We start from the raw sequence: 23302 nt of genomic DNA on the forward strand, positions 1-23302 counted from the left end.
TTTTAAGCCCTTGTATCAAAACCCATATTAAAGTCATTGTATTCTTCTTGATTGTGAAATTTGCTTTTAACTATATCGCTGATGAAAAAATTAGAGCTTAGAAGTCCTACTTTAACTAAGGCTTTTTTTAGCTCATGTGCTCTTTCGTAAAGTTTTTTTCTAAAATTAGCATTTTCTATCATCATATTTATATCAATGTATTTATCATTGCTTAGAGATAAAAATACATTGATTTTTCCTAATTTTTCAAATTCAAGATTAATTTGTGCATAAAATTTATCTTTTTTACCGCGTTTAAAAACTACATTAGATTTTTCTAAATCATCCCAAAAGAAAGGTAAAAAAGTATGAATGCTATTATTAGCTAAAGATAAAAGTTGATTAAACTCAAGCTGAGCTATAAGACGATTTGCTTGATTTAGTATGCTTTCATTGTCTAAATTTTTAGCCAGATTAGAAACTTGTAAAAGAGTGGATTTGATATCTTTTTGCAATTCTGAAGAAATTTCTGCGGTATCTTTTGGAGTAATTTTTCCAAGATCTTTTATAGAAAGTTCTAATTTTTTTTCTATATTTTTTATATCATCTAAAGAATTTTTTGCTTCATAATTTTTAGGATCTAAAGCTTTTAAAACCTCATTGAGTTTTCTTCCTATTAGGCCTAGTTCTTTGTTTAGATTATTTAAAAGCTCTTCTTGTAAATTTTGACTAAAATTAAGGTTTTTACTTACATTTTGTTTGAAAATATCTTCTAGTAAAATTTTGCCTGAAGTGCTTTTAAATATATCTTCTAATTTAGTATTATTTGCTTGTAAATTTTGACTTTTACTATCATTTTTGCTTGGTTCTTCAGCATTTTTTTGTAGTGTTTTAGGATCTTCTTTGGGGTTTTCTTTGATATCTTTACTTTGTGGTGTTTTTTCTTCTTTTGTGTTTTGAATATCTTTATCCTTTGTCATGCTTTCTTGTTTTTGTTGAGTTTCTTTTTTATCCTCTGTGTTTTTTTGCGGAGTTTTTATTTCCTCTTTTAACTCTTCTTTGATGTCTTTAGTATGTGGAGTTTTATTTAAATTTTCTTGTGTTGTTTCAGTTTTGTTTTTGTGATTTTTTATATCTTTTAAAAGTGTTATAAGATCTTTAATACTTTGACTAATTTCTTTTAGTATATGCGTATTTTGAATTTTTATATTTTCAGGTTTGGCTAGTTCTTTATTGATAAGTGCTAAATTTTTATTAAGATTTTTAATGAAATTATTAGCAATATTTTGTAGCTTTTCTTGGCTAATGGAGTTTGGATTTTTATTGATATAGTTTTTAAAATTTTCTATTTTATCAAATAGTTTAAAAAGTGTCTTGTAGTTTGTATTTTCTAAAGAAATTTTATTATCTTTTTTGTGATTTTGTAAGATATGAATAAGTTCTTTTAAGGTGCTTGTGGTATCAAGATTTTTAAGATCTAAATTACTTATATCACGTTTTAGATTTTCACTAGTAGCCCCTTTTATGGTATTTAAAAGACTAAAAAAGCTTTGTGGTAAATTTTGCTCTTTTAAAGAATGATTGAGTTTTGCTTCTAAAAATACACCTGAATTTTTTACCAAGGATGAAAGATTTTTATTGTTGATATCTTTAGCAGGTTTGACTAGATCTTCTAAAACTTTAAGTAGTTTTTCAAATTCAGGATTTTTAGAAAGCTCAGCTTGAAGTTTTTTAACTTCATTGGCAAAATTAGGTGCAAAATTTAAATCTTTGTGATTTTTTAATACTGCTAAATCAGGATCTTTGTTGGTTTTGATTTGATCTAAGAGTTTATTTAATAATTCTTGTAATTTTTGATCGATTTTGCTTACATAATCTTTAGGTAATTTGACTTCAGGATCATTTTTAGAAAACAAAGGATTTTTTAAAGCATCATTGAGTGAGGTTTTTTTGTCTGATTTCTCACTTTTGTTGTCTTTGCTTGTTTCGTTTTTTGCAAATTGATTTTGATTATTAGAAATATTAGTTATCATCTAGCATTACCATATTACCTGGTTTTCTTTTAAATTTGGTTAGATTTTTAAATTTTGGTTTATCTATAGCAAAGGCAATTAAAACAGTTAATAAAACAATGTAAAAATACATAAAACCATTGCCTTCAAAATAATACATCAAAGTTCCAAGCACAGCAGGTGCAAACAAAGCACCAAAAGAATAAGTAAAAAGAACGGCTCTACCAAGTTCAACTCTTTTGCTAGAATCTTCAAGCATGTCATTTGCTCTAGCTAAAGAAAGAGCATATAAACAACACATTCCCATACCTAGTAAAAAGCCAAAAAAGTATTTTAAATAAATATTATAGCTTAATAATAAAATACAAAGCATAGCACTTAAAGCCGTAAAAGCACATAAAATAATAGCAAATTTACGACTAATTTTATCAGAAAGGGTTCCGATGAAAAGTTGAGATATAAACCCTCCTAACATGGTGCAAAATATAAAAATCGAAGCTTCTTTTGCGCCAAATCCTTGTATGAGTATAAATAAAGAAGCCATGGAGAAAAATCCATTTAAAAGCATACCTGCTATAAAGCTTGTCACTAAAGCTAAAGGCACTATATCAAAAACTTTAGGGATGGAAATTTTAGTTTTTTGTGGTAAAACCGGCTCTTTAATACGGATTAAAAATAAAGGAATAGAAGCAAACATAATAAAACTAGCGCTTAAAATAAATACTGTACTACTTGGGAAATCAAATGACATAAGTAAAATTCCAAAGCCTGATGATGAATAAAATACTACTTCATAAAAGGCTATTACTCTTGAGCGAATAGCATTTTTTGCTTTTTCATTAAGCCATGATTCTATGACCATTAAAAGTGCATAATAGCAAAAACCAAGCAAAAATCTCAAAACCATCCAAAAATATAGATTAGAGTTTAAACTATGAAGCATAGTAGCTATACCAAAAATGATGGCAAAAATTCCAAAAGATCTTATATGTCCTACTTTAGAGACTATCCTATGAGCACTAATAGTGCTTACCATAGCACCAAGAAAATAACAACTTCCTATTATCCCTATATAAAAATTACTAACATCGTTATGTTTTAAAATAATTGCTATAGAATTTACCGTTAAAGCACTTCCTATAAAAACAAAAATCATACCAAAAAACAATGCAGTTAATGATCTAATCGTTCTCTTTGAGCTTAACATTTTCTTATTAAAAAATTATATATTAATACCGCTATGGGTGTGACAAACATTGCACAAAACAAGGCAAAAATACTCATTAAGCCTTGAAACTCTAAAAATAAAAATCCTGCTATTAAAAACACATAAGCAAAAATTTTAAACAAAGAAAAAAAAGCTAATGCGTTTTTAAAAATACTTTTAAATTTTGGTTTTAAATCGTCATCTATATGGATAAATTTTATAATTTTTGGCAAAGAATATTGTTGTTTAGCAAAAATTTGCAAAGGCCTTTGTGTAAAATCATAATTTTTAGCTGCTTTAAAAATAAAATTTTTATAATTTAAAAAAGAGATTAGAATGATTAAATTTTGAGCTAAAAAGCCAAATTCAAAGCTTATAAAGGTTTTAAAGCTTAATTCTTTATAGAAAAAAACTCCTGCTAAGAAAAGTAAATTTAATCCTAGCAAGAGTTTTAGTAAAATTTTAGGCTTTAGGATCATTTTTTAAGTCTTTATAGCGATTTTCTTCTTTAAATTCCTCATAGCTTTTTACTTGTGCTTTGTAAGCTTTATAAACATTTAAAATCGCCGCAGCTACTCCTATAAACACTCCTACCCAAAAAAGCCAAGCTATACCAGTTAAATTTTTTAAAAAATAGCCTATGCCAACCCCGATTAAAACAGCTACAACCATGGATATGCCAAGGCTTAATCCATCTGCAGCTTCTATACCTTTACGAATGATTGTTTGTCTTTTATTCATAGGGTTTTAAAACTTTCTTGTGCTGCTTGTATGGTTTTATCAATGATTTTTTTATCCATACATTCACATATAAAACCTGTTTCAAATTGAGATGGTGCCAAATACACGCCTTTGCTTAGCATTTGTGCATGAAATTTAGCAAATAATTTAGTATCTGATTTTAAAGCATCTTGATAGTTATTAACAGGGTTTTCGCAAAAGAAAAATCCAAACATAGATCCAACACAATTAACTTGCAAAGGAATTTTACAATCATTTGCAGCTTCTTTAAGGCCTTGAGTAAGTCTTTTGCCTAGTTTTTCTAATTTTTCATATAAACCTTCATAATTCCTTGCTTTTTTTAAGCTCGCATAGCCTGAAGCCATAGCAAGAGGATTGCCACTTAGTGTTCCTGCTTGATATACCCCGCCCAAAGGACTTAATAAATCCATAATCTCAGCTCTTGCAGCAAAAGCAGCTGCAGGCATACCTCCGCCTATAACCTTACCAAAAGTTACTATATCAGCTTTTATATTATTAATTCCAAAAGAGCCTAGATATGAAGCTCTAAAGCCACTCATAACTTCATCAAAAATTAAAAGAATTTGATGCTCATCACATAGTTTTCTTAGCTCTTGTAAAAATTCTATTTTAGCAGGTACTAAACCCATATTTCCTGCAATTGGCTCTATAATAATACAAGCTATATTATCATCATTATTGATTAAGTTTTTAACACTATCAATGTCATTATAAATAGCCACTAAAGTGTTTTTAGCTACATCAGTTAAAACTCCTAGTGAACTTGGGGTATTAAAAGTAGCTGCACCACTTCCAGCGCTTACTAATAAAGAATCAGAATGCCCATGATAACATCCTTCAAATTTGATGATTTTATCTTTTTTGCTAAATCCTCTTGCAAGACGAATTGCACTCATAGTAGCTTCTGTACCACTGCTTACAAAGCGTATTTTGTCCAAATGCGGCCAATCTTTTAGGATAAATTTAGCTAATTTAGTTTCAGCTAGGGTTGGTGCGCCAAAGCTTGAACCATGTTCTAATGCTTTTTTACAAGCTTTTTCAATATCCTCATCACAATGTCCAAAAAGTAAAGGCCCCCAACTTTGTACATAATCTATATAAGTATTATCTTCTATATCACTAATATAAGCACCTTTTCCTTGCTTGATAAATAAAGGATTGCTACCTACATTTGCAAAAGCACGTACAGGAGAATCAACCCCGCCTGCTATATATTCACAAGCTTCTTCAAAGGCTTTTTTATTATTTTTCATTTTTTACTCCTTTTGTTGTTAGTAATATAATCATAAAGCGATTTCATCTCATCTTCTGTTAATGAGTAGGTTGGCATAATGCTTTTTGCTTCTTGTGGTTGACTTAGAATTTCTCTAAAACGTGTATAAGGAGTGTTTTTAATACTTGGCACTATAAAAGGAATTTTTTCTCCATTTTTAGTATAATATCCTAGTATTTGTTGTCCTCCATCACCATGGCATTTAGCACAACTTATACCTCTTGGATTTTTGTAAAGGGATTCTTGGTATTCTTTAGGTGAGATAAAATCTTCAGCCCAAACACCATAAACTATAAAAAACAAAAATAAAATAATTTTCATTTATCACCTTTAACAAAAAAGAAGTTTTATTATGATACAATTTTTTAAGTTAAAGAAAGCTATAAATTTAAGGAAAGAAATGACACTTTTAGATGGTAAAAAGCTAAGCGATGAGATAAAAAATAATCTAAAACAAGAAGTATTAGAACTTAAAACCCAAAGCATAGAGCCTTGTTTGGCTGTGATTTTAGTAGGTGAAGATCCTGCTAGTGCTACTTATGTGGGCTCTAAAGCAAAGGCTTGTGAGCAATGCGGGATTAAATCTTTGGTTTATAGACTTGATATAAATACAACTCAAAATGAACTTTTGGCTTTGATTAATACCTTAAATCATGATGATAGTGTTGATGGAATTTTGGTTCAGCTTCCATTACCAGCACATATTAATAAAGATATCATTCTAGAAAGTATTAATTTTAATAAAGATGTAGATGGTTTTCATCCTTTTAATGTTGGGAATTTAAATTTAAATTTAAAAGGTGGTTTTTTGCCATGTACGCCTTTGGGTGTTATGAAAATTTTAGAGCATTATGATATAAAATTACAAGGTGCTGATGTGGTTGTAATAGGAGCTTCTAATATAGTAGGTCGTCCTATGGCTACGCTTTTATTAAATGCTAATGCTAGTGTGAGTATTTGTCATATTTATACAAAAGATTTAAAAGCTTATACAAAAAATGCTGATATTATCATCGTAGCAGCAGGTTGTCCAAATCTTTTAAAAGAAGATATGGTTAAAGAGGGTGTGATAGTAGTTGATGTAGGGATCAATAGAGTTGATGGTAAAATAGTAGGTGATGTTGATTTTGAAAATGTAAGTAAAAAAGCTAGTTATATTACTCCTGTGCCAGGTGGGGTAGGACCTATGACTATAGCAATGCTTTTAGAAAATACTATAAAATCAGCTAAAAATAGGATTAAAAAATGAATTTTTTGAAAAAAATCTATAAATTCACGCAATCTTGGACAGGAACTTTAATAGTTGTTTTATTGATTATATTTTTCTTTATACAAGCTTTTACCATACCAAGTGGTTCTATGAAAAATACTTTATTAGTAGGGGATTTTTTATTTGTAAAAAAATTCTCCTATGGTATTCCAACTCCACATATTCCTTGGATAGAAGTACCTGTTTTACCTGATTTTAATAAAAATGGACATTTAGTAAGTGCTGAGGGTCCTAAAAGAGGAGATATTGTAGTATTTAGATATCCACATGAGCCAAAAATCCACTATGTAAAAAGATGTGTGGCTAAAGGTGGAGATGAGGTAATTTTTGCAAATAAAACCTTATATGTGCGTATGGTTGAGGGTGATGAGTATATGAAAGATTATTATCCTAATAAAACAAAAATCATAGGTGGAAAGCTTTTTGTAAAAGAACCTTTTGTAGAAAAAGGAATACATTATGATTCTAGAGTGGATATAGAAAGTGTGTTTTTTCGCTATTTAAATTTAGGTCAATTTGCTATGAAGCCTGCTTCTTTTGATGAATTAGGTGTTAATAATATTTATGGTTTTAATGCTTATTATTATAAGGTGCCTGAAAATGAGTATTTTATGATGGGTGATAACCGTGATCACTCTAGTGATAGTAGATTTTGGGGAAGTGTAGATTATAAATATATAGTTGGTCAACCTTGGTTTATTTATTTTTCATGGGATGAAAATAAAAAAGTTAGATGGGAAAGAGTAGGGCGTTTAGTTGAAACTATAGAAAAAGATGAGCGTTTTATCCATCATAATGAAAGCGATATAGAAGCTTTGGAATAATTACTCAAAGAAACAATGTAAAATTTTTATGTGTAGAAAATGTATAGTTTCTACACAAATTTATAAAAATATACACTCTTAATTTTATTCGTAGATTTTTTTAAGCTCCAAGTTGTAACAATTAACACAAATAAAAATCAAAGCAAAAAATAAAGGATAAGAAATGCTAAGTCAAAGATCTCAAAATTTAGGAGAATCCTTAACTTTAGTAATGACTGATATAGCCAAAACTTTAAAAGCAAATGGTGAAAAAGTTATTAGTTTTTCAGCAGGTGAGCCTGATTTTGATACTCCAGAAATCATTAAAAAAGCAGCAATTGAAGCTATTGAAAAAGGTTGTGGGGCTTATACACCTGTTGTTGGTATAAAAGAAGTTATAGAAGCTATACAATATAAATTTAAAAATGATAATAATTTAGAGTATAAAGCAAGTGAAATCATTACTAATGTTGGTGCTAAGCATTCTTTGTTTATGGCGATTGAGTGTTTAGTTGAAGAAGGTGATGAGGTTATTATACCAAGTCCTTATTGGGTGAGTTATCCTGAAATGGTAAAATTTGCAGGCGCAACTCCTGTATTTATAGAAGGTGAGGCAAAAAATGGCTTTAAAATTACTCCTGAGCAATTAAAACAAGCTATTACTCCAAAAACAAAGGTTTTGATGTTTAATTCCCCATCAAATCCTACAGGAGCAATATATTCTAAAGAAGAAATTACTGCTTTAGCTAAGGTTTTAGAAGGAACTAAAATCGTAGTTTTAAGTGATGAGATTTATGAAAAATTAGTTTATGATGGAGAATTTTGTGCTTTTGCACAAGTGGGCGAAGATGCTTTAAATAGAACTGTAAGTATTAATGGTCTTAGTAAATGCGGTGCTATGCCAGGATGGCGTTTTGGTTATATGGCAAGCAAAATGAGTGGGTTTAACAATGCTGTTAAAAAGTTGCAAGGGCAAAGCACTTCAAATATCTGCTCAATCATTCAGTATGCAGCTTTACCAGCTTTACTTGGAAAAGCAGATAGCGATATTGAAATGATGAGACAAGCCTTTTTAAAGCGTAGAGAATTAGCGTGTGAAATTTTATCTAAAAGCGATAAGTTAAAATTAGAACAAATTCCACAAGGAGCTTTTTATTTATTTATCTCTTGTAAAGAAGTTGATAGTGATTCTATGAGATTTTGTAAAAGATTATTAGAAGAACAAAAAGTAGCTTTGGTACCAGGTATTGGTTTTGGCATGGAAGGGTATTTTAGACTCTCTTATGCAACTAATGAAAAAGATATTATTGAAGGTTGTGAAAAAATCGTTGAATTTGTAAAAAACTACTAATTTCTTAAGCCTGTTAAAAACAGGCTTGCTTTCAAAAAACTTATAAGCAAGTCTTTGGTATGATTGTGCAAAAAATATAGGAAAATCAATGGAATTTGAAGTTCAATATAAAAGTGCAAATGCTAGAGCTTGTCGTATAAAAACTACACATAGTGAAATTTTAACTCCCATTTTTATGCCAGTTGGGACTTTAGCTGCGATTAAAAGTTTAGATGCTGTTGATATGAGTGAAATTTTAAATGCAAAAATTATTTTAGCAAATACTTATCATTTGTATTTAAGACCAGGTTCTAAGGTAATTAAACAAATGGGCGGCTTGCATGGTTTTAGTAAATTTGAAGGCTCATTTTTAACAGATAGTGGGGGTTTTCAAGCTTTTTCTTTAAGTAAAAATTCTAAACCTGATGAAAAAGGAATTCAATTTAAAAGTCATATTGACGGAAGTTTGCATTATTTTACCCCGCAAAGTGTTTTAGATGCACAGTATGATTTTAACTCAGACATTATGATGATTTTAGATGATTTAGTGGCTTTGCCTGCAAGCAAAGAAAGAATAGAGCTTTCTCTAAAACGCACTATAAAATGGGCAAAAGAGGCTATTGATTATCATAAGTTAAAACAAAGTCAAGGTGTGGGAATAGGGCAAAATATCTTTGGTATTATCCAAGGTGGGACTGATTTTGAAGCTAGAAAAATTTGTTCTCAAGCACTTTGTGAGATGGATTTTGATGGACTTGCTATAGGTGGATTGAGCGTAGGAGAAGAAAATGAGGCTATGTATGATACGGTTGAAGCTATGATGCCTTATGTTGATAGTAATCGTCCTAGGTATTTAATGGGAGTTGGCACACCTGAAGATTTGGTAGAAAATGTAGCAAGAGGTGTTGATATGTTTGATTGTGTAATGCCAACAAGAAATGCAAGAAATGGAACTTTGTTTACTAGCTTTGGAAAATTTAATATCAAAAAAGCAGAATTTATCACCGATCATGCCCCTATAGATAATAAATGTTCTTGCTATACATGTAAAAACTTTTCAAGGGCTTATTTAAATCATTTATTTAAAGCTAAAGAATTAACCTTTTTTAGACTTGCAAGTATTCATAATTTACATTACTATCTAAATTTGGTAAAGCAAATGCGTGAAGCTATTATCAAAGATGAATTTGAAAATTTTAGAAAAGAATTTTATAGGCAAAGAATATGTTAAATGACACTTTAAAACAAATTATTAATAATATTAATATATCAAATGCTTATTATGAGTTTGATGAATTTGATGTTTTTATGTTAGATATTGCTAAAAATTCTAGAAATATTTTTATTTTTAAAGATAATCAAATTTTTGAATACAAAGATGAAAATTTGATTTTATTTTCTAATGCAGAATTTATAGCCATATTAAAAGAAATTTTACAAAACGAAAAAGAAAAAAACAATACTATTAATCTCTCTATAGAAAAAAGAGAAGAGTTGATTTTGGAAAATAAAAAAGTTAAGAATTTTTTAACCAAATATTTTATATTAAAAGTTAAGCTTGGTAAAAGTTCTAAGATTGTTTCATCTGTGCTTGAAGCTTGTAAAATATGTCACAGCAAACAACACTTTATAAAGAAAAATTTAAAAACAATTATTTTGAATTTAGCAATTTTAGAAAGAAGCATAAAAGATAATATTTTGAGATTAGAAGGAATATATACTTATATTAATACTGCAAGAAGTGAAAAAATCAATAAAAATATTTATTTTTTGAGTATTATTTCTGCGATTTTTTTACCTTTAAATTTAATTGTTGGATTTTTTGGTATGAATACTAAAAATTTATTTCTATCTGAGAATGAATATGGAACCTACTATGTTCTGACTACAATTTTAGTTATATTTTTTATTTTATTTCTATGGTATCAATTTAAAGATAAAAAAGAATTAGATTTAGATGAATTTTCTGTAAAAAAGAAAAAGAAATGAGTGGTACGCCCAAGAGGATTCGAACCTCTGACCTTTTGAACCGCAATCAAATGCTCTATCCAGCTGAGCTATGGGCGCAAAATAAAAGAATAATTTTATCAAAAAATTCTTAAAATTAGCAAAAACAAGTAATTTTATAGAATTTTTATATTTTTATGCTAATCTTCTTTGAATAATATTTTAGCTTAAGGCAAAGTAATGATACATAAGATTTTAATAGCTAATAGAGGTGAGATTGCAGTAAGGGTAATCCGTGCTTGTAGGGATTTACATATAAAAAGTGTTGCTGTTTATACTGAACCTGATCATGAGTGTTTGCATGTAAAAGTTGCTGATGAAGCATATAGAATAGGAACTGATGCCATAAGAGGATATTTAGATGGTAAAAGAATAGTTGAAATTGCTAAAGCTTGCGGTGCTGATGCTATACATCCTGGATATGGCTTTTTAAGTGAAAATTATGAATTTGCTAAAGAATGTGAAGAAGCAGGGATTATCTTTATAGGGCCAAAATCAGATGTTATCCGTAAAATGGGAAATAAAAATATAGCAAGATATTTAATGAAAAAAAATGGAATTCCTGTGGTTCCAGGTACTGAAAAATTAAATCATTGTACATTAGAAGAGATAAAACTTCAAGCTTTAAAAATAGGCTATCCTGTGATTTTAAAAGCCAGTGGTGGCGGTGGTGGTAGAGGTATACGCGTAGTACATAAAGAAGAAGATTTAGAAAAATCTTTTGAAGCGTGTAAAAGAGAGGCATTAAGCTTTTTTAAAAATGATGAAGTTTTTATGGAAAAATATGTTATCAATCCAAGGCATATTGAGTTTCAAATTTTAGCAGATAATTATGGTAATATCATTCATCTTTGTGAAAGGGATTGTTCAATACAAAGAAGACATCAAAAAATCATTGAAATTGCACCTTGCCCAAGTATTTCAGAAAAACTAAGAAAAACCATAGGAGTTACTGCAGTAGCTGCTGCAAAAGCTGTGGGTTATACCAATGTTGGGACGGTTGAGTTTTTGCTTGATGATTATAATAGATTTTATTTTATGGAAATGAACACAAGAATTCAAGTAGAACACCCAATCACAGAAGAAATCACGGGGATTGATCTTATCACAAGACAAATTCGTATAGCAAATGGGGAAATTTTAGATCTTGAACAAAGTGATATAAAACCAAGAGGCTTTGCGATAGAAGCTAGAATTACAGCAGAAAATGTATGGAAAAATTTCATTCCAAGTCCGGGTAAAATCACAGAATATTTTCCAGCTTTAGGGCCATCTGTGAGAGTGGATAGTCATTTATATAAAGACTATACTGTGCCGCCTTATTATGATTCTTTGCTTGCAAAATTAATCGTTAAAGGCTCAAGTTATGATAGTGCAGTTAATAGACTTGAGAGGGCTTTGAAAGAATTTGTGATTGATGATATTAGAACAACTGTGCCATTTTTAATTGCAATTACCAAAATAAGAGAATTTAGAAGAGGGTATTTTGATACTTCTTTTATAGAAACACATATGGAAGAGCTTTTAGAAAAAACAGAAGACAGACACCAAGAAAACAAAGAAGAAGTAATTGCTGCTATAGCTGCGACTTTACAAAAGATAAAAGAAAGTAGACAATCATGAGTTTTTTAGATGAATTAAAAGATATAAAAAAAGCACTCCAAAAAGAACAAAGTCAAACAAAAAAAGATAAGGTTAAAGCGAGTAAAAGTGGAGTTAGTATGAAAAATACTGACTTGGGTGCTATACAAAAAGACTTAGCTAAGCAAAATGAAGATAAAAAACAAGAGCAAGAATTTGAAGATATGTTTTTAAAAGAAGAGCGTTTGGCTAATGAATTTATGGAATTTGTAAAAAATAGTGATATTAAAAAGATCTAATGAATAATATTATTGGTTTTTGTACTTTAGAAGAAGAATGTCCTTATCTTGAAAATAGATACTGTAGAAATGAGTATAATTATATATCTTTTATCACAAAAACACAAAATCAAGAGCTAGTTTCAAGAGGTTGGCGTCGCTTTGGTTCGTATTTTTCAAGACCAATATGTAATGATTGTAATGAGTGTCAAAATTTACGTATTTTGGTAGAAAACTTTCATTTTAGTAAAAGTTATCGCAGGGTTTTGAAAAAAAATACATCCACTAAAATAATTTTACAAAAACCTTCTTTAAGTGATGAGCATTTATTGCTTTATGAAAAATATCACCACTACCAAAAAGATAAAAGAAATTGGAAAATTTATGATCTAAATTTTAGAAAATATTATAATCTTTATGTAGATAATGCTGGTACTTTTGGATATGAGCTTGATTTTTATATAGATAATAAGTTAGTTTGTGTTGATTTGATTGATATTTTAGAAGATGGAATTTCTAGTATTTATTGTTTTTATGATCCAGATTTTTCTCATCTAAGTCTTGGTAAATACTCGCTTTTAACAGAAATCAAGCTTGCGCAATTAAAAAAATTAAAATATATTTATTTGGGATATTTTGTAAAAGGGTGTCAATCTTTAGCATATAAAGCCGATTATAGTCCAAATGAAATTTTAAAATACACTAGTGCTTTAAATGAGCAAGCATTTTTGTGGAGTTAGGTTTATAGAGAGGATTTTATGCAAGTAGTGCAAACTTTAGAATCAGTTAGTGTTAATACTGATGATTTTTTAATGTTTAAATATTTTCAAGATCTTATCCGTAAAAATTTTTCCAAAGTTATAGGTAATAAAAATAAAACCTTGTCTTTTTTTGTAGAAAATGAAATTCCTCAAAGAAGATATTTTTTAAAACTTGTTAATCACAAATATAAAAAAAATACTGGAAATCAAATTGATAATCTTGCTTTTGCACATTATAAAACTTTTAAATTAAATCTTGCTCAAGCAAATACTTTAAAGCCTGTAATCTTTGCTAAAATAGGTTTTGCGCAAAAGAATATTTTGATCACACTAAGTTCGAATGAAAAATTATTTGCTGTGTATTTAGAGCAGTATTTTAAAGATCATAAAAGTGTGTATGATGAAAAAAATTGTATTTTTTCAATAGAATACAAAGATGATAACACTTTAAATCTTTTAGAAATTTTAGCTAGCGTAAATGAACATTTGAAATATTGTGTTGATTTTACGATTAATGAAACTCAGCTTTTAGATTTTAGAAATAAAATGAAAAACAAAGCTAATAATAATTGGAAATTTAATGCCCTAGCTAAGCTTTTTGAAAATTATTTTCAAACCTTAGGGTGCAATTCTAGTGATGATTTTGCTACTATTAGACAAAATTATCTTAATTTGGTTAAAATATATCATCCTGATCGCCATCAATGTAAAAGCAAGATTGAACAAGCTTATTGCCGTGAAGAATTTGAGAAAATTCAGCTTGCTTATGAGAGTTTAAAATCTTTATATAAAAATAATACTTGATGCTAAAATAACATCATTTTAAGTTGTAATTTATTAAAATTAACTTTTTATAAAAATTTAGGGAATAATATTGGTTGCTGATAGAAAGTTATTTTTTTTAAGTTGCATTCTTATAACTATAGGAATACTTTTTTCATATTCTTTAAGTGCTTTTACTGTTCTTTATTTAGAATATAATGAATTTCACTTTTTTATCAGACAGCTTTTTTTTGGGCTTAGTGGTATAGCTATTATTTATTTTGTTTCAAGATTAAATCCTGATAGTAAAATGGCGCATTATTTAATGATAAGCGTTTTGCTCATCTCTTTCTTATTTATACTTATTTTACCTTTTTTGCCTACCTTTCTTGCTACTGCAGCAGGTGGTGCTAAAAGGTGGATTAGGCTTGGTCCTTTATCCATCTCTCCAGTTGAATTTTTTAAAATAGGTTTGATTTATTTCCTTGCTTGGTCTTATACAAGAAGGATTGATGATAGTAAAAAAGCAATCAAACATGAAATTTTAATTTTAATTCCTTATTTTATTTTAGCTGCTTTTGTTATTGGTTATATTTATATGACACAAAATGATTTAGGACAAAGTGTTATTTCTTTTTTCTTGGTTTTTGCTCTAGCTTTTTTTGCAGGAGCTAGTAAAAGACTTTTTGCTTTTGGTGTGGTTATTGTTGGAATGATTGGGGTTTTAGTAATCTTAAGTAATCAAAGAAGAATTCAGCGTATTTCTGCTTGGTGGGGAAATATCCAAGATGCGTTTTTACCTTTCTTTCCTGATTGGCTAGCAAGTGTTTTAAGAGTAAGTCACAACTCAGAGCCTTATCAAATTTCACATAGTTTGAATGCTATAGCTCATGGTGGATTTTTTGGAGAGGGTTTAGGACTTGGAACTTTTAAACTAGGATTTTTAAGTGAGGTTCATACGGATTTTGTCTTATCAGGGATTACTGAAGAGATAGGACTATTGGGATTAAGTATTATTTGTTTTATATATTTGATGGTAATACTTCGAATTTTCAGAATAGCAGGGCGTTGTGAAAATAAAGCTCATTTTTTGTTTTGTTCAGGCGTAGCTTTGCTTTTGTTGTTTTCATTTTTTATGAATGCTTTTGGAATTATTTCCTTGACTCCATTAAAAGGTGTTGCTGTACCACTTTTAAGCTATGGAGGTAGTTCAATGTGGTCTATTTGTCTTGGAATAGGTTATGTTTTAATGATTAGTAAAAAAGTGAAAATATAAATTTGTATTTATTTGTTAAAGCATTTATATAATATAATATTTTTAATATTTTATAAATAAAACTATATTATATTATTTTTTTATTGGTATATTAAAAATAAGGACATGCAAATGAAACACTTTTTAACATTGATGGATTTTACTAAAGAAGATATTTTAAATATTATTAATCATGCTGCTGATTTGAAAAAAAATCCAAAAAAATTATTGCAAGATAAAACCTTAGCAATGATTTTTGAAAAAAATTCTACGCGTACAAGGATGGCTTTTGAACTTGCGATTACAGAACTTGGTGGAAAAGCTATATATTTAAATAGTAATGATTTGCAACTTGGTAGAGGCGAATCTATTAAAGATACAGCTAGGGTTATTGGTTCTATGGTGGATTTTATAATGATGAGAGTAAAAAATCATGATAGTTTGGTAGAATTTGCAAGATATTCTAAAGCCCATGTTATTAATGGTTTAAGTGACCTTTATCATCCAACGCAGATTTTAGGAGATTTATTGACCATTAAAGAACAAGGTAAGGAAAAAGATAACAATTTAAAAATTGCTTTTATAGGAGATAGTAATAATGTATGTAATTCTTGGTTGATAGCTTCTGCGATTTTAGGTTATGAAATTAGTATAGCCATACCAAAAAATTATAGTATAAATACACAAGTTTGGAATTTTGCCACAAAAAAATCAGAAATTTCAGGTGCAAAAATTTCATTATTTTATAATAAATTTGAAGCTTTGAAAGACAAAGATGTTGTTGTGACTGATACATGGGTTTCAATGGGTGAAGAAGGTAAAAAAGAAAATAAAATAAAAGACTTTGATGGTTTTATGATTGACAATAAAGCGATGAAATATGCAAATAAAGACGCTATTTTGCTTCATTGTTTACCTGCATACAAAGGTTTTGAAGTTAGTGAAGAAATTTTTGAGAAGCATTCTAAAGTCATTTTTGAAGAAGCTGTAAATCGTCTTTATGTGGTTAAAGCACTTCTTTGTTTTTTAAAAAAATAATTATAATTTATTTTTTAAGAAATGAAATAAAAATTAAACTATGGAAATTAAAATATTAAAAAAATATTTTTTTTGATATAATTTTAGACAATTTACTAAAACAAAGGAGTGCTAATGAAAAAATACAGGCGTTTAAACACATTATAACTTTTATTAATTTAATCTTTAGGAGATAAAATGAAAAAAATATTATGTGTTGTTTTAATATTATTTGGTGTTTTGATTTTAAGTGCTTGTTCAAAACAAGTCGAAAATCAAGATAAAATTTTAAAGGTAGGTATAGAAGCAAGTTATCCACCATATGAATTTATGCAAGATGGAAAACTCAGTGGTTTTGATGTAGATATTATCCAGGAATTAGCAAAAAGAGCTAATTTTAAAATAGAATTTATTAATATGAGTTATGATGCTCTTATTCCAGCCTTAATGGGTAAAAAAATCGATCTTATCATTTCTTCTATGGGAATTACTCCTCAAAGAGCACAAAATGTTGATTTTAGTATTTCTTATTTTAAAGATAAAAATGTATATTTAAAACATAAAATTAGCAATTTTTCAAAAAAAGATGATTTAAAATCAAAAAATATTTGTGTTTTGCTAGGTTCTATCCAAGAAAATACTGCAAAGCAAATTTCAAATGCAGTTGTAGTAGCTAATGAAAGTATGCTAAATTGTTTTTTAAACTTAGATGCTCAAAAAATTGATGCTGTGGTAACTGATAAAGCAAGCGCTATGAATTTTTTAAAACAGTATCCTAACATAATTGCTTTTTATGAAGAAGATGATGGAAGTGAAGGTTTTGGTATAGCATTTAGAAAAAACGAATTTAAGGATTTAATTTCTAAAGTTAATCAACACTTAGAAGAAATGAAAAAAGATGGCACTTTAGAAAAATTTTTAGTTCAATATAATTTAAAGGATCAAAAATGAAAAAAATACTATATGTTGTTTTAGCGTTATTTGGTATATTGGCTTTAGGTGCTTGCTCAAGCGATAAAAATCAAGCTAGTGTTTCTAGTGAAAAAGTTTATAAAGTAGGTATAGCTGCAAATTATCCTCCTTTTGATTTTGTTAAAGATGCAAAAATTACCGGATTTGATGTTGATTTGCTAGAAGAGATTGCAAAAAGAGAAAATTTAAAACTTGAGTGGGTAAACATGAGTTTTGATGGTTTGATCCCTGCTTTAAAAGCTGGAAAGATTGATATGATAGCTTCTGCTATGAGTTCAACACCACAAAGACTCACTAGTATGGATTTTAGTGATACTTATTTTAATACTAAAAATTTATATTTAAAACTAAAAACAGATTCTAGTATTAGTGATAAACAAAGTTTGGAAGGTAAAAAAATAGGTGTTCAACTTGGAACCATCCAAGAAAGTGCTGCTAAGGCTATTCCAAATGCTCAAGTGGTGGCTAGCGAAGAAATGTTAGCTGCAATTTTGGCTTTAAAAGCTGGTAAAGTTGATGCGGTTTTAACAGATAAAGATATTGGTAAAGGTTATTTAAAAACTAATGAAGAATTAGAAGCATTTTTAGAAGAAAATGATGGAAGTTCAGGGTTTTGTATAGCTTTTGACAAAGGAAAACAAATTGAGCTTGTTCAAAAAATTAATGCAGGTTTAGAAAAAGTTAAAGCTGATGGTACTTACCAAAAAATCGTAGAAAAATACGATTTACAATAATTAACTTAAAGCCTTGATACTTGCTTTCAAGGCTTTAAAAAAATACTCTATATCTTCTTTTGTATGTGTATAATGAAAACCTACTCTTAGCCAACCTGGTTTAAATTTTAATTCTTGATTATCTTTTAAATTTAGCAAATCATGCCCATAAGGTCCTGCGCAAGCACAACCTGCTCTTGTTTCTATTTTATAGGTTTTGCTTAGTTTATAAGCTAAATCAAAAGGAGAAATTCCTTCTATATTAAAAGCAAAAATAGGCAATCTATGAGTGATATTTTTTGCATATAAGATCATTTTTGGAAAATTTATACATTGTTTTAAAAAATACTCACAAAGCTCTTTTTCTTTTTTTTCTATATTTTTTAAACCTATTTCATTGCGCACTTTAAAAGCTAAACTTGCTCTAATAAGTTGAATAATTCCAGGTGTACCACCTTCTTCTAAATTTTCAACTTCACATAAGTATTGCTGAGAAGTTCTTGAAACATAACCTACAGTTCCACCTGCAGCAAAACTAGGAGTATTACCACATAGATTTTTTTTAATAACAAGCAAGCCACAAGATCCTACACCACCAAGTAATTTATGAGAACTGATAAACACTGCATCATAAAATTTAGGATTTAAATTAGCATAAGGAGCTAAGGTGGAAATATCAAAGGCGACTATGCCATTATATTGTTTGATTAGAGTGTAGATTTTTTTATAATCACTTAAAATTCCTGTGACATTTGAAGCAGCGTTAAAGCTTGCTATGATTTGTCTGTTTTCAGATTTTTTTAATAATTTTTCCAAAAAAGCATAATCTAACTCGCCTTTTTTATCTAAAGGTATGCGAACGCATTCGCACAAAGCTTCTCTGAATGAAAGTTCGTTAGAATGATGCTCATAAGGTCCTACTATAACCAAAGGTAAGGTGTTTTTATCTACATTTTTAAAGTATTTTTCTTTAATAAGCGGGGGTATATATAAACCTAAAAGCTCTTGAAATTTTTTAATAGCAGCTGAAGATCCACTTCCGCAAGCTATAAGAGCAAATCTATCATCTAATTCAAGGTATTTTTTTAAATTTATTCTTGCATTTTCATAATGTTGTTGTGTGATGAAAGAATTTAAAGAGCTATCTGAATGTGTATTTGCATAAGTTGTAAGAATTTTTTTTATTTCTTTTTCTATACTTTTTAATGCTAAAGCACTAGCTGTAAAGTCAAAATAATATATGCCTTTTTTTAAAATAATATCTTGTTTTAATGTTTCAATATTCAAAAAAATCCCCCAAAAATTTGTTAAAATTATATCATACAAAATATTTAAAATAAGGATGTGGTTATAAATTTTAGTGATTTTTCAAAACGCTGTGAAACTTTGGAGCTTAAAAATATTTTTGATTTTTATAGTATTTTTGATGAGTTTGAATTTGATTTGAAATTAAGTTTATATGATAATATTTTAAATGTTTTTATTTTAAAAGCTTTTGATATTTTATTTTATTTAAATTTAGATGATAATGCTTTGAAGGCTTTGAGTGTTTTAAGTAAAAACGATAGAAAACGTTATTCTATCAATAAATCTATTCCGCATTTTCAAGCTCTAGGACTTGTTAGTAAACTTTTAGAAAAAAATATTTTAATTTTGGAAAAAAGTCAAGAAAAGCCTATTGTAAAAAATAAAAGACAAAAGATTAAAAAAGAATTACGTTCATATAGCATTCAAGATAAGGTTATTTTTAAAAATCAAGGATTGAGATTTTTCTTTTATTTTATATATCCTAATTTAAACTTAATTACAATGAAAAAATACAACGAGCTAATGGGGATAATCCAAGAAAATTTAGAAAAATATCAAAGCTTTACTTTTGAGCTTTTGTGCAAAGAATTTTTAGCTAAAAAGCTTAAGGTAGAGCAGGTGTATAGTTTTTGGAATTATTATTGTGAGATAGATCTTTATTATAAAAAAGAAAATTTTTGTGTTTTAGGTGAGGTTAAATTTAAAGAAAGAAAAATATGTAAAAATATTTTAAATACTTTAAAAAACAAAGCAAAACAGTTACAAATTCAACCTAATTTATATGTGCTTTTTTCAAAGAGTGGCTTTAGTAAAGAGCTTATTCTAAATAAGGAGCGTAATTTGCTTTTATATACTTTAGAAGATTTTCAATTTTTAATTAAGGATTAAATGTGGATGAGAAAATTTTAAAAAGTTTAGACTCTAGTGAAAAGGAAGATTTTCAAAAAGGTTTAAAATTTTTAATAGAGCAAACTTTTGTGGTAGAAAACGCTTACAATCAATTAATAAAAAATCATACAGAGCTAATGCAAACAATGAATGAAATTATAGAAGTTTTACCAATGGCTTTATGGGTTTTAGATACTAATAAAAAGATAACACTTCAAAATAATTTAGCCAATCAACAGCCAAAACTTTTAGAAAAAATTGATCTTGAAAAAACTCACTATGAGCTTGAATTTGATCATAAATTTTATTTAATAAAAGTCACTTCTCATGCTGATAAACTTATAGTTAGTGCAACTGATATTAGTGATGAAAAAAGGAATGAAAGATTAGCCAGTATGGGTACAGTAGCAGCGCACCTAGCGCATGAAATACGCAATCCTATTGGTTCTATTTCTTTATTGAGCTCAACTTTATTTGAAAGAAGCGAGTTAAAAAATAAGCATATAGTATTAGAAATTCAAAAGGCTATTTCTAGGGTGGAGCGTATTGTAAATTCTACTTTACTTTTTACAAAAGGGGTGCATGTTAATTTAAATGAATTTAATTTAAAAGAATTACAAGATGAATGCGAACAAGCTATTGGAGCTTATAATTATCTAGCTAATATTGATTTTACATTTGAATTTTTAGATTTAAAAATCAACGCAGATAAATCTTTGCTTGCTTTGGTTTTGCAAAATTTGCTTTATAATGCCATAGATGCTATTGAAGAAAGCGAAAATGATGATGGTTGTATAAAAGTTAAATGTGAGCAAAAAGAAGATAGAGTTGTTATTAAAGTTTATGATAATGGGGTAAGTATCAAAGATAAAAAAATGGTTTTTGAGGCTTTTAAAACAACTAAGTTAAAAGGTAATGGACTAGGGCTTTCTTTGTCAAAACAAATCATTGATGCACATAATGGAGTTTTAGGTTTTGATGAAAATCCAAAATGTTTTTTTATAGAGCTTAAAATTTAAGCTCTATAAAATAAATTTTTTCTTAAAATAATAAAAATATTTGTCCTCATAGCTCAGCTGGATAGAGCGCAGAATTCCTAATTCTGAGGCCGCAAGTTCAAACCTTGCTGGGGACACCACTTTAAGGAAAAAGATGTTTCATATAGTCTTGGTTGAGCCTCGCATACCACAAAATACAGGAAGTATAGGTAGAATGTGTTTTAATGCAGGATTTACTTTACATATTATCAACCCACTTTTTAATATTGATGAAAAGGCGGTTAAAAGAGCAGGACTTGATTATTGGAAAAAATTAAATCCTTTATTATGGAATAATTTAGAAGATTTTTTAAAAGAATATGAAAAATTTCAAGATAGATTTTTCTTTGCGACAACTAAAACTACTCAAGCTTATTTTGATGTAAATTATCAAAAAGGCGATTTTTTGTTTTTTGGAAGTGAAAGTTTTGGCTTGCCCATGGATTTAATGCAAAAAAAATGGGAAAATGCCATTACTATACCGATGAAAGATTGTGGTAGAAGTTTAAATTTAGCTACAAGTGTAGGTATAGTGAGTTATGAGGCTTTGAGGCAAAATTTTGCCTCTTTTGAAAAATTTTAATGATTTAAAACTTGATTTAAAAATTCTTTTAATCTTTCATTTTTTGGGTTTTCAAAAGCTATTTTAGGACATTCATCTACTGCTATAATGCCTTTATCCATAAAGAAAATTCGATTAGCTACATTTCTTGCAAATCCCATTTCATGTGTAACTACAAGCATGGTTAAGCCTTCTTTAGCCACTTCTTTCATGATGTTTAAAACTTCACCTATCATTTCAGGATCAAGAGCTGAAGTTGGTTCATCAAATAAAATCACATCAGGATTCATCATTAATGATCTTGCTATAGCAATACGCTGTTTTTGTCCACCTGAAAGCTTGTGAGGAAAATAATTTTCTTTATCACTTAAGCCAACTTTTTTGAGTAGTTCTCGTGCTTTTTTTACTGCTTCGTCTTTACTCATGATTTTTGTTTGTACCGGTGCTAGACATAAATTTTCTAAAACATTTTTATTGTTAAAAAGATTAAAATGTTGAAACACCATGCTTACTTTTTGACGAATTTTATTGATATCTGCTTTTTTACCAAGTATATTAACATCATTGATATAAATATTACCACTATCCGGTGTTTCAAGTTTATTTAAACAGCGCAAAAAAGTACTTTTTCCACCTCCACTAGGCCCTATAATAGCAATGATATCACCTTTATGTATTTCAACACTAATATCTTTTAAGACTTCTAAATCCCCGTATTTTTTAATTAAATTTTCTATTTTAATCATGTTTATTTAATCTCACTTCTATAATTCTTGCAATAAGTGTTAAAATTTTAACACTTATGTAATATACAAGTCCTGTAAAAATAATAGGTTTAGGATTGTAATAGATTGCTTGCAAGCTTTTGCTTTGCATGGTAATATCCATAACACTAATATAACCCACTATTGAAGTTTCTTTAAATAAAGAAATAAATTCATTCATCAAAGAAGGTAAAATGTTTTTAATTGCCTGTGGGAAAATGATTAGTCTCATAGAAGCAGAATAATTAAGCCCCATTGCTCTTGCTGCTTCCATTTGTCCTTTGTCTACGCTTTGAATTCCACTTCTTACGATTTCAGCTACATAAGCAGAACTATTAAGCCCAAGTGCTATAATGGCTACATAAAAATTATCACTCCAAGTAGCAAAAATCACTACTGAAAAAATCAAAAGTTGTAAAAGAATAGGAGTTCCACGTATAATATCGATGTATTCATCTATAATAAAATTTAAACTTTGGATTTCTAAAAATCTTAAAAATGCTAGAAAAAAACCAAGCACTATTCCTATTAAAATTCCACCCACTGTTAAACCAAGTGTTGTGAAATAACTATGAACATAAGCTTTAGTTTCTATGGTATAAGCATATTCACCTGTGGCTAAACCATTTTGATCTTTAACTTGTAAAATTTCAATAGGAAATGAGAAATAAGCCCAAAAAATAATAATGGCAAAAAATACAAAAAGTTTCATCGTATTTTGTTTCAACTTGCACACCTTGATAAATTTTTAAAATCTAAGT

25 protein-coding genes and 2 tRNA genes are annotated in these 23302 nt (G+C 28.4%); 17 read left to right on the forward strand and 10 right to left on the reverse strand.

Annotation, left to right across the window (positions count from 1 at the left end):
• Nucleotides 1–2 precede the first annotated feature (2 nt).
• The 6 genes from CLCT_RS02930 to CLCT_RS02955 are packed head-to-tail and all read right to left on the reverse strand — an operon-like array spanning nucleotide 3 to nucleotide 5554.
• On the reverse strand, nucleotides 3–2012 hold the full coding sequence (locus CLCT_RS02930; protein WP_149062203.1) for a flagellar hook-length control protein FliK: 2010 nt from the start codon (nucleotides 2010–2012) through the stop codon (nucleotides 3–5).
• Nucleotides 2002–3198 carry an MFS transporter gene (locus CLCT_RS02935; RefSeq protein ID WP_039668224.1) on the reverse strand — a complete coding sequence of 399 codons (1197 nt, stop codon included), beginning with the start codon at nucleotides 3196–3198 and terminating at the stop codon, nucleotides 2002–2004. The genes CLCT_RS02930 and CLCT_RS02935 overlap by 11 nt, the downstream gene beginning before the upstream one ends.
• Nucleotides 3192–3677: a hypothetical protein gene (locus tag CLCT_RS02940; protein WP_149062204.1), complete on the reverse strand. Its 486-nt coding sequence runs from the start codon at nucleotides 3675–3677 to the stop codon at nucleotides 3192–3194. The genes CLCT_RS02935 and CLCT_RS02940 overlap by 7 nt, the downstream gene beginning before the upstream one ends.
• Nucleotides 3661–3939, reverse strand: a complete 279-nt coding sequence (locus tag CLCT_RS02945) for an AtpZ/AtpI family protein (protein WP_039668225.1) — start codon at nucleotides 3937–3939, stop codon at nucleotides 3661–3663. Before CLCT_RS02945 ends, CLCT_RS02940 begins: the two co-directional genes overlap by 17 nt.
• Nucleotides 3936–5213, reverse strand: coding sequence for a glutamate-1-semialdehyde 2,1-aminomutase (gene hemL / locus CLCT_RS02950; RefSeq protein ID WP_149062205.1), 1278 nt, complete (start codon nucleotides 5211–5213; stop codon nucleotides 3936–3938). Before hemL ends, CLCT_RS02945 begins: the two co-directional genes overlap by 4 nt.
• A complete protein-coding gene (locus CLCT_RS02955; protein WP_039668227.1) occupies nucleotides 5210–5554 on the reverse strand; it encodes a c-type cytochrome in 345 nt (114 codons plus the stop codon). Before CLCT_RS02955 ends, hemL begins: the two co-directional genes overlap by 4 nt.
• Before the next feature lie 79 nt (nucleotides 5555–5633).
• On the opposite strand from CLCT_RS02955, the gene folD reads away from it, so the two are divergent.
• From folD to CLCT_RS02980, 5 genes are all read left to right on the forward strand, one after another.
• On the forward strand, nucleotides 5634–6482 hold the full coding sequence (gene folD / locus CLCT_RS02960) for a bifunctional methylenetetrahydrofolate dehydrogenase/methenyltetrahydrofolate cyclohydrolase FolD (RefSeq protein ID WP_149062206.1): 849 nt from the start codon (nucleotides 5634–5636) through the stop codon (nucleotides 6480–6482).
• Entirely contained in the window at nucleotides 6479–7327 is an 849-nt protein-coding gene (gene lepB / locus CLCT_RS02965; RefSeq protein ID WP_039668229.1) for a signal peptidase I, read from the forward strand. The genes folD and lepB overlap by 4 nt, the downstream gene beginning before the upstream one ends.
• A 163-nt stretch (nucleotides 7328–7490) precedes the next feature.
• Nucleotides 7491–8657: a pyridoxal phosphate-dependent aminotransferase gene (locus CLCT_RS02970; RefSeq protein WP_149062207.1), complete on the forward strand. Its 1167-nt coding sequence runs from the start codon at nucleotides 7491–7493 to the stop codon at nucleotides 8655–8657.
• An 88-nt stretch (nucleotides 8658–8745) separates the two neighbouring features.
• Nucleotides 8746–9867, forward strand: a complete 1122-nt coding sequence (gene tgt, locus CLCT_RS02975) for a tRNA guanosine(34) transglycosylase Tgt (protein WP_039668231.1) — start codon at nucleotides 8746–8748, stop codon at nucleotides 9865–9867.
• A complete protein-coding gene (locus CLCT_RS02980; RefSeq protein WP_039668232.1) occupies nucleotides 9861–10625 on the forward strand; it encodes a CorA family divalent cation transporter in 765 nt (254 codons plus the stop codon). Before tgt ends, CLCT_RS02980 begins: the two co-directional genes overlap by 7 nt.
• Nucleotide 10626: 1 nt before the next feature.
• Here CLCT_RS02980 and CLCT_RS02985 read toward each other — a convergent pair.
• Nucleotides 10627–10703, reverse strand: a tRNA-Arg gene (locus CLCT_RS02985).
• Between the two features lie 120 nt (nucleotides 10704–10823).
• Between CLCT_RS02985 and CLCT_RS02990 the strand changes: the two genes are divergently transcribed.
• The 8 genes from CLCT_RS02990 (at nucleotide 10824) to CLCT_RS03025 (ending at nucleotide 18003) form a co-directional block, all read left to right on the forward strand.
• Nucleotides 10824–12266, forward strand: coding sequence for an acetyl-CoA carboxylase subunit A (locus CLCT_RS02990; protein WP_039668233.1), 1443 nt, complete (start codon nucleotides 10824–10826; stop codon nucleotides 12264–12266).
• Nucleotides 12263–12523 carry a hypothetical protein gene (locus CLCT_RS02995; RefSeq protein WP_039668234.1) on the forward strand — a complete coding sequence of 87 codons (261 nt, stop codon included), beginning with the start codon at nucleotides 12263–12265 and terminating at the stop codon, nucleotides 12521–12523. The genes CLCT_RS02990 and CLCT_RS02995 overlap by 4 nt, the downstream gene beginning before the upstream one ends.
• Nucleotides 12523–13242 (forward strand): arginyltransferase, encoded by a 720-nt coding sequence (locus CLCT_RS03000; RefSeq protein WP_149062208.1) that lies wholly within the window; start codon nucleotides 12523–12525, stop codon nucleotides 13240–13242. Before CLCT_RS02995 ends, CLCT_RS03000 begins: the two co-directional genes overlap by 1 nt.
• 18 nt (nucleotides 13243–13260) lie before the next feature.
• Nucleotides 13261–14067, forward strand: a complete 807-nt coding sequence (locus CLCT_RS03005; protein ID WP_149062209.1) for an adenylosuccinate lyase — start codon at nucleotides 13261–13263, stop codon at nucleotides 14065–14067.
• A gap of 70 nt (nucleotides 14068–14137) precedes the next feature.
• The gene (gene ftsW / locus CLCT_RS03010; RefSeq protein ID WP_039668237.1) at nucleotides 14138–15301 is read left to right on the forward strand and encodes a putative lipid II flippase FtsW; all 1164 of its coding nucleotides are present in this window, start codon (nucleotides 14138–14140) and stop codon (nucleotides 15299–15301) included.
• 111 nt (nucleotides 15302–15412) lie between these two features.
• Nucleotides 15413–16318 carry an ornithine carbamoyltransferase gene (argF, locus tag CLCT_RS03015; RefSeq protein ID WP_149062210.1) on the forward strand — a complete coding sequence of 302 codons (906 nt, stop codon included), beginning with the start codon at nucleotides 15413–15415 and terminating at the stop codon, nucleotides 16316–16318.
• Between the two features lie 177 nt (nucleotides 16319–16495).
• Nucleotides 16496–17248, forward strand: a complete 753-nt coding sequence (locus CLCT_RS03020) for a transporter substrate-binding domain-containing protein (RefSeq protein ID WP_039668239.1) — start codon at nucleotides 16496–16498, stop codon at nucleotides 17246–17248.
• Entirely contained in the window at nucleotides 17245–18003 is a 759-nt protein-coding gene (locus tag CLCT_RS03025) for an amino acid ABC transporter, permease/substrate-binding lipoprotein (protein ID WP_039668240.1), read from the forward strand. The genes CLCT_RS03020 and CLCT_RS03025 overlap by 4 nt, the downstream gene beginning before the upstream one ends.
• Here CLCT_RS03025 and CLCT_RS03030 read toward each other — a convergent pair whose 3' ends face one another.
• Nucleotides 18004–19269: a cysteine sulfinate desulfinase gene (locus CLCT_RS03030; protein WP_039668241.1), complete on the reverse strand. Its 1266-nt coding sequence runs from the start codon at nucleotides 19267–19269 to the stop codon at nucleotides 18004–18006. It lies immediately after the preceding gene.
• Between the two features lie 57 nt (nucleotides 19270–19326).
• Between CLCT_RS03030 and CLCT_RS03035 the strand changes: the two genes are divergently transcribed.
• The 4 genes from CLCT_RS03035 (at nucleotide 19327) to CLCT_RS03050 (ending at nucleotide 21798) form a co-directional block, all read left to right on the forward strand.
• Nucleotides 19327–20178, forward strand: a complete 852-nt coding sequence (locus tag CLCT_RS03035; protein ID WP_149062211.1) for a DUF234 domain-containing protein — start codon at nucleotides 19327–19329, stop codon at nucleotides 20176–20178.
• A gap of 2 nt (nucleotides 20179–20180) precedes the next feature.
• Nucleotides 20181–21197: a fla regulon two-component system sensor histidine kinase FlgS gene (locus tag CLCT_RS03040; RefSeq protein ID WP_039668242.1), complete on the forward strand. Its 1017-nt coding sequence runs from the start codon at nucleotides 20181–20183 to the stop codon at nucleotides 21195–21197.
• A gap of 42 nt (nucleotides 21198–21239) precedes the next feature.
• Nucleotides 21240–21316, forward strand: a tRNA-Arg gene (locus CLCT_RS03045).
• Between the two features lie 14 nt (nucleotides 21317–21330).
• The gene (locus CLCT_RS03050; protein ID WP_039668243.1) at nucleotides 21331–21798 is read left to right on the forward strand and encodes a tRNA (cytidine(34)-2'-O)-methyltransferase; all 468 of its coding nucleotides are present in this window, start codon (nucleotides 21331–21333) and stop codon (nucleotides 21796–21798) included.
• On the opposite strand, the gene CLCT_RS03055 is transcribed toward CLCT_RS03050, so the two are convergent.
• Both CLCT_RS03055 and CLCT_RS03060 read right to left on the reverse strand, forming a co-directional pair.
• A complete protein-coding gene (locus CLCT_RS03055; protein WP_039668244.1) occupies nucleotides 21795–22523 on the reverse strand; it encodes an amino acid ABC transporter ATP-binding protein in 729 nt (242 codons plus the stop codon). The two genes, CLCT_RS03050 and CLCT_RS03055, sit on opposite strands and share 4 nt — an antisense overlap.
• Nucleotides 22516–23268 carry an amino acid ABC transporter permease gene (locus tag CLCT_RS03060; RefSeq protein WP_149062212.1) on the reverse strand — a complete coding sequence of 251 codons (753 nt, stop codon included), beginning with the start codon at nucleotides 23266–23268 and terminating at the stop codon, nucleotides 22516–22518. Before CLCT_RS03060 ends, CLCT_RS03055 begins: the two co-directional genes overlap by 8 nt.
• Between the last annotated feature and the right edge of the window lie 34 nt (nucleotides 23269–23302).

The sequence above is a fragment of the Campylobacter lari subsp. concheus genome (assembly GCF_008245025.1).
In the GTDB taxonomy this organism is placed as follows: Bacteria; Campylobacterota; Campylobacteria; order Campylobacterales; family Campylobacteraceae; genus Campylobacter_D; species Campylobacter_D concheus.

What these genes read in the sequence shown, in the direction of transcription:
- CLCT_RS03020 (WP_039668239.1), top strand. Translation starts at nt 16,496, where the DNA reads ATGAAAAAAATATTATGTGTTGTTTTAATATTATTTGGTGTTTTGATT.
- CLCT_RS03005 (WP_149062209.1), top strand. Translation starts at nt 13,261, where the DNA reads ATGCAAGTAGTGCAAACTTTAGAATCAGTTAGTGTTAATACTGATGAT.
- CLCT_RS03000 (WP_149062208.1), top strand. Translation starts at nt 12,523, where the DNA reads ATGAATAATATTATTGGTTTTTGTACTTTAGAAGAAGAATGTCCTTAT.
- CLCT_RS02970 (WP_149062207.1), top strand. Translation starts at nt 7,491, where the DNA reads ATGCTAAGTCAAAGATCTCAAAATTTAGGAGAATCCTTAACTTTAGTA.
- hemL (WP_149062205.1), bottom strand. Translation starts at nt 5,213, where the DNA reads ATGAAAAATAATAAAAAAGCCTTTGAAGAAGCTTGTGAATATATAGCA.
- CLCT_RS02980 (WP_039668232.1), top strand. Translation starts at nt 9,861, where the DNA reads ATGTTAAATGACACTTTAAAACAAATTATTAATAATATTAATATATCA.
- argF (WP_149062210.1), top strand. Translation starts at nt 15,413, where the DNA reads ATGAAACACTTTTTAACATTGATGGATTTTACTAAAGAAGATATTTTA.
- CLCT_RS02955 (WP_039668227.1), bottom strand. Translation starts at nt 5,554, where the DNA reads ATGAAAATTATTTTATTTTTGTTTTTTATAGTTTATGGTGTTTGGGCT.
- CLCT_RS02995 (WP_039668234.1), top strand. Translation starts at nt 12,263, where the DNA reads ATGAGTTTTTTAGATGAATTAAAAGATATAAAAAAAGCACTCCAAAAA.
- CLCT_RS02940 (WP_149062204.1), bottom strand. Translation starts at nt 3,677, where the DNA reads ATGATCCTAAAGCCTAAAATTTTACTAAAACTCTTGCTAGGATTAAAT.
- CLCT_RS03050 (WP_039668243.1), top strand. Translation starts at nt 21,331, where the DNA reads ATGTTTCATATAGTCTTGGTTGAGCCTCGCATACCACAAAATACAGGA.
- tgt (WP_039668231.1), top strand. Translation starts at nt 8,746, where the DNA reads ATGGAATTTGAAGTTCAATATAAAAGTGCAAATGCTAGAGCTTGTCGT.
- CLCT_RS02935 (WP_039668224.1), bottom strand. Translation starts at nt 3,198, where the DNA reads ATGTTAAGCTCAAAGAGAACGATTAGATCATTAACTGCATTGTTTTTT.
- CLCT_RS02945 (WP_039668225.1), bottom strand. Translation starts at nt 3,939, where the DNA reads ATGAATAAAAGACAAACAATCATTCGTAAAGGTATAGAAGCTGCAGAT.
- CLCT_RS03025 (WP_039668240.1), top strand. Translation starts at nt 17,245, where the DNA reads ATGAAAAAAATACTATATGTTGTTTTAGCGTTATTTGGTATATTGGCT.
- CLCT_RS02990 (WP_039668233.1), top strand. Translation starts at nt 10,824, where the DNA reads ATGATACATAAGATTTTAATAGCTAATAGAGGTGAGATTGCAGTAAGG.
- CLCT_RS02930 (WP_149062203.1), bottom strand. Translation starts at nt 2,012, where the DNA reads ATGATAACTAATATTTCTAATAATCAAAATCAATTTGCAAAAAACGAA.
- folD (WP_149062206.1), top strand. Translation starts at nt 5,634, where the DNA reads ATGACACTTTTAGATGGTAAAAAGCTAAGCGATGAGATAAAAAATAAT.
- lepB (WP_039668229.1), top strand. Translation starts at nt 6,479, where the DNA reads ATGAATTTTTTGAAAAAAATCTATAAATTCACGCAATCTTGGACAGGA.
- CLCT_RS03055 (WP_039668244.1), bottom strand. Translation starts at nt 22,523, where the DNA reads ATGATTAAAATAGAAAATTTAATTAAAAAATACGGGGATTTAGAAGTC.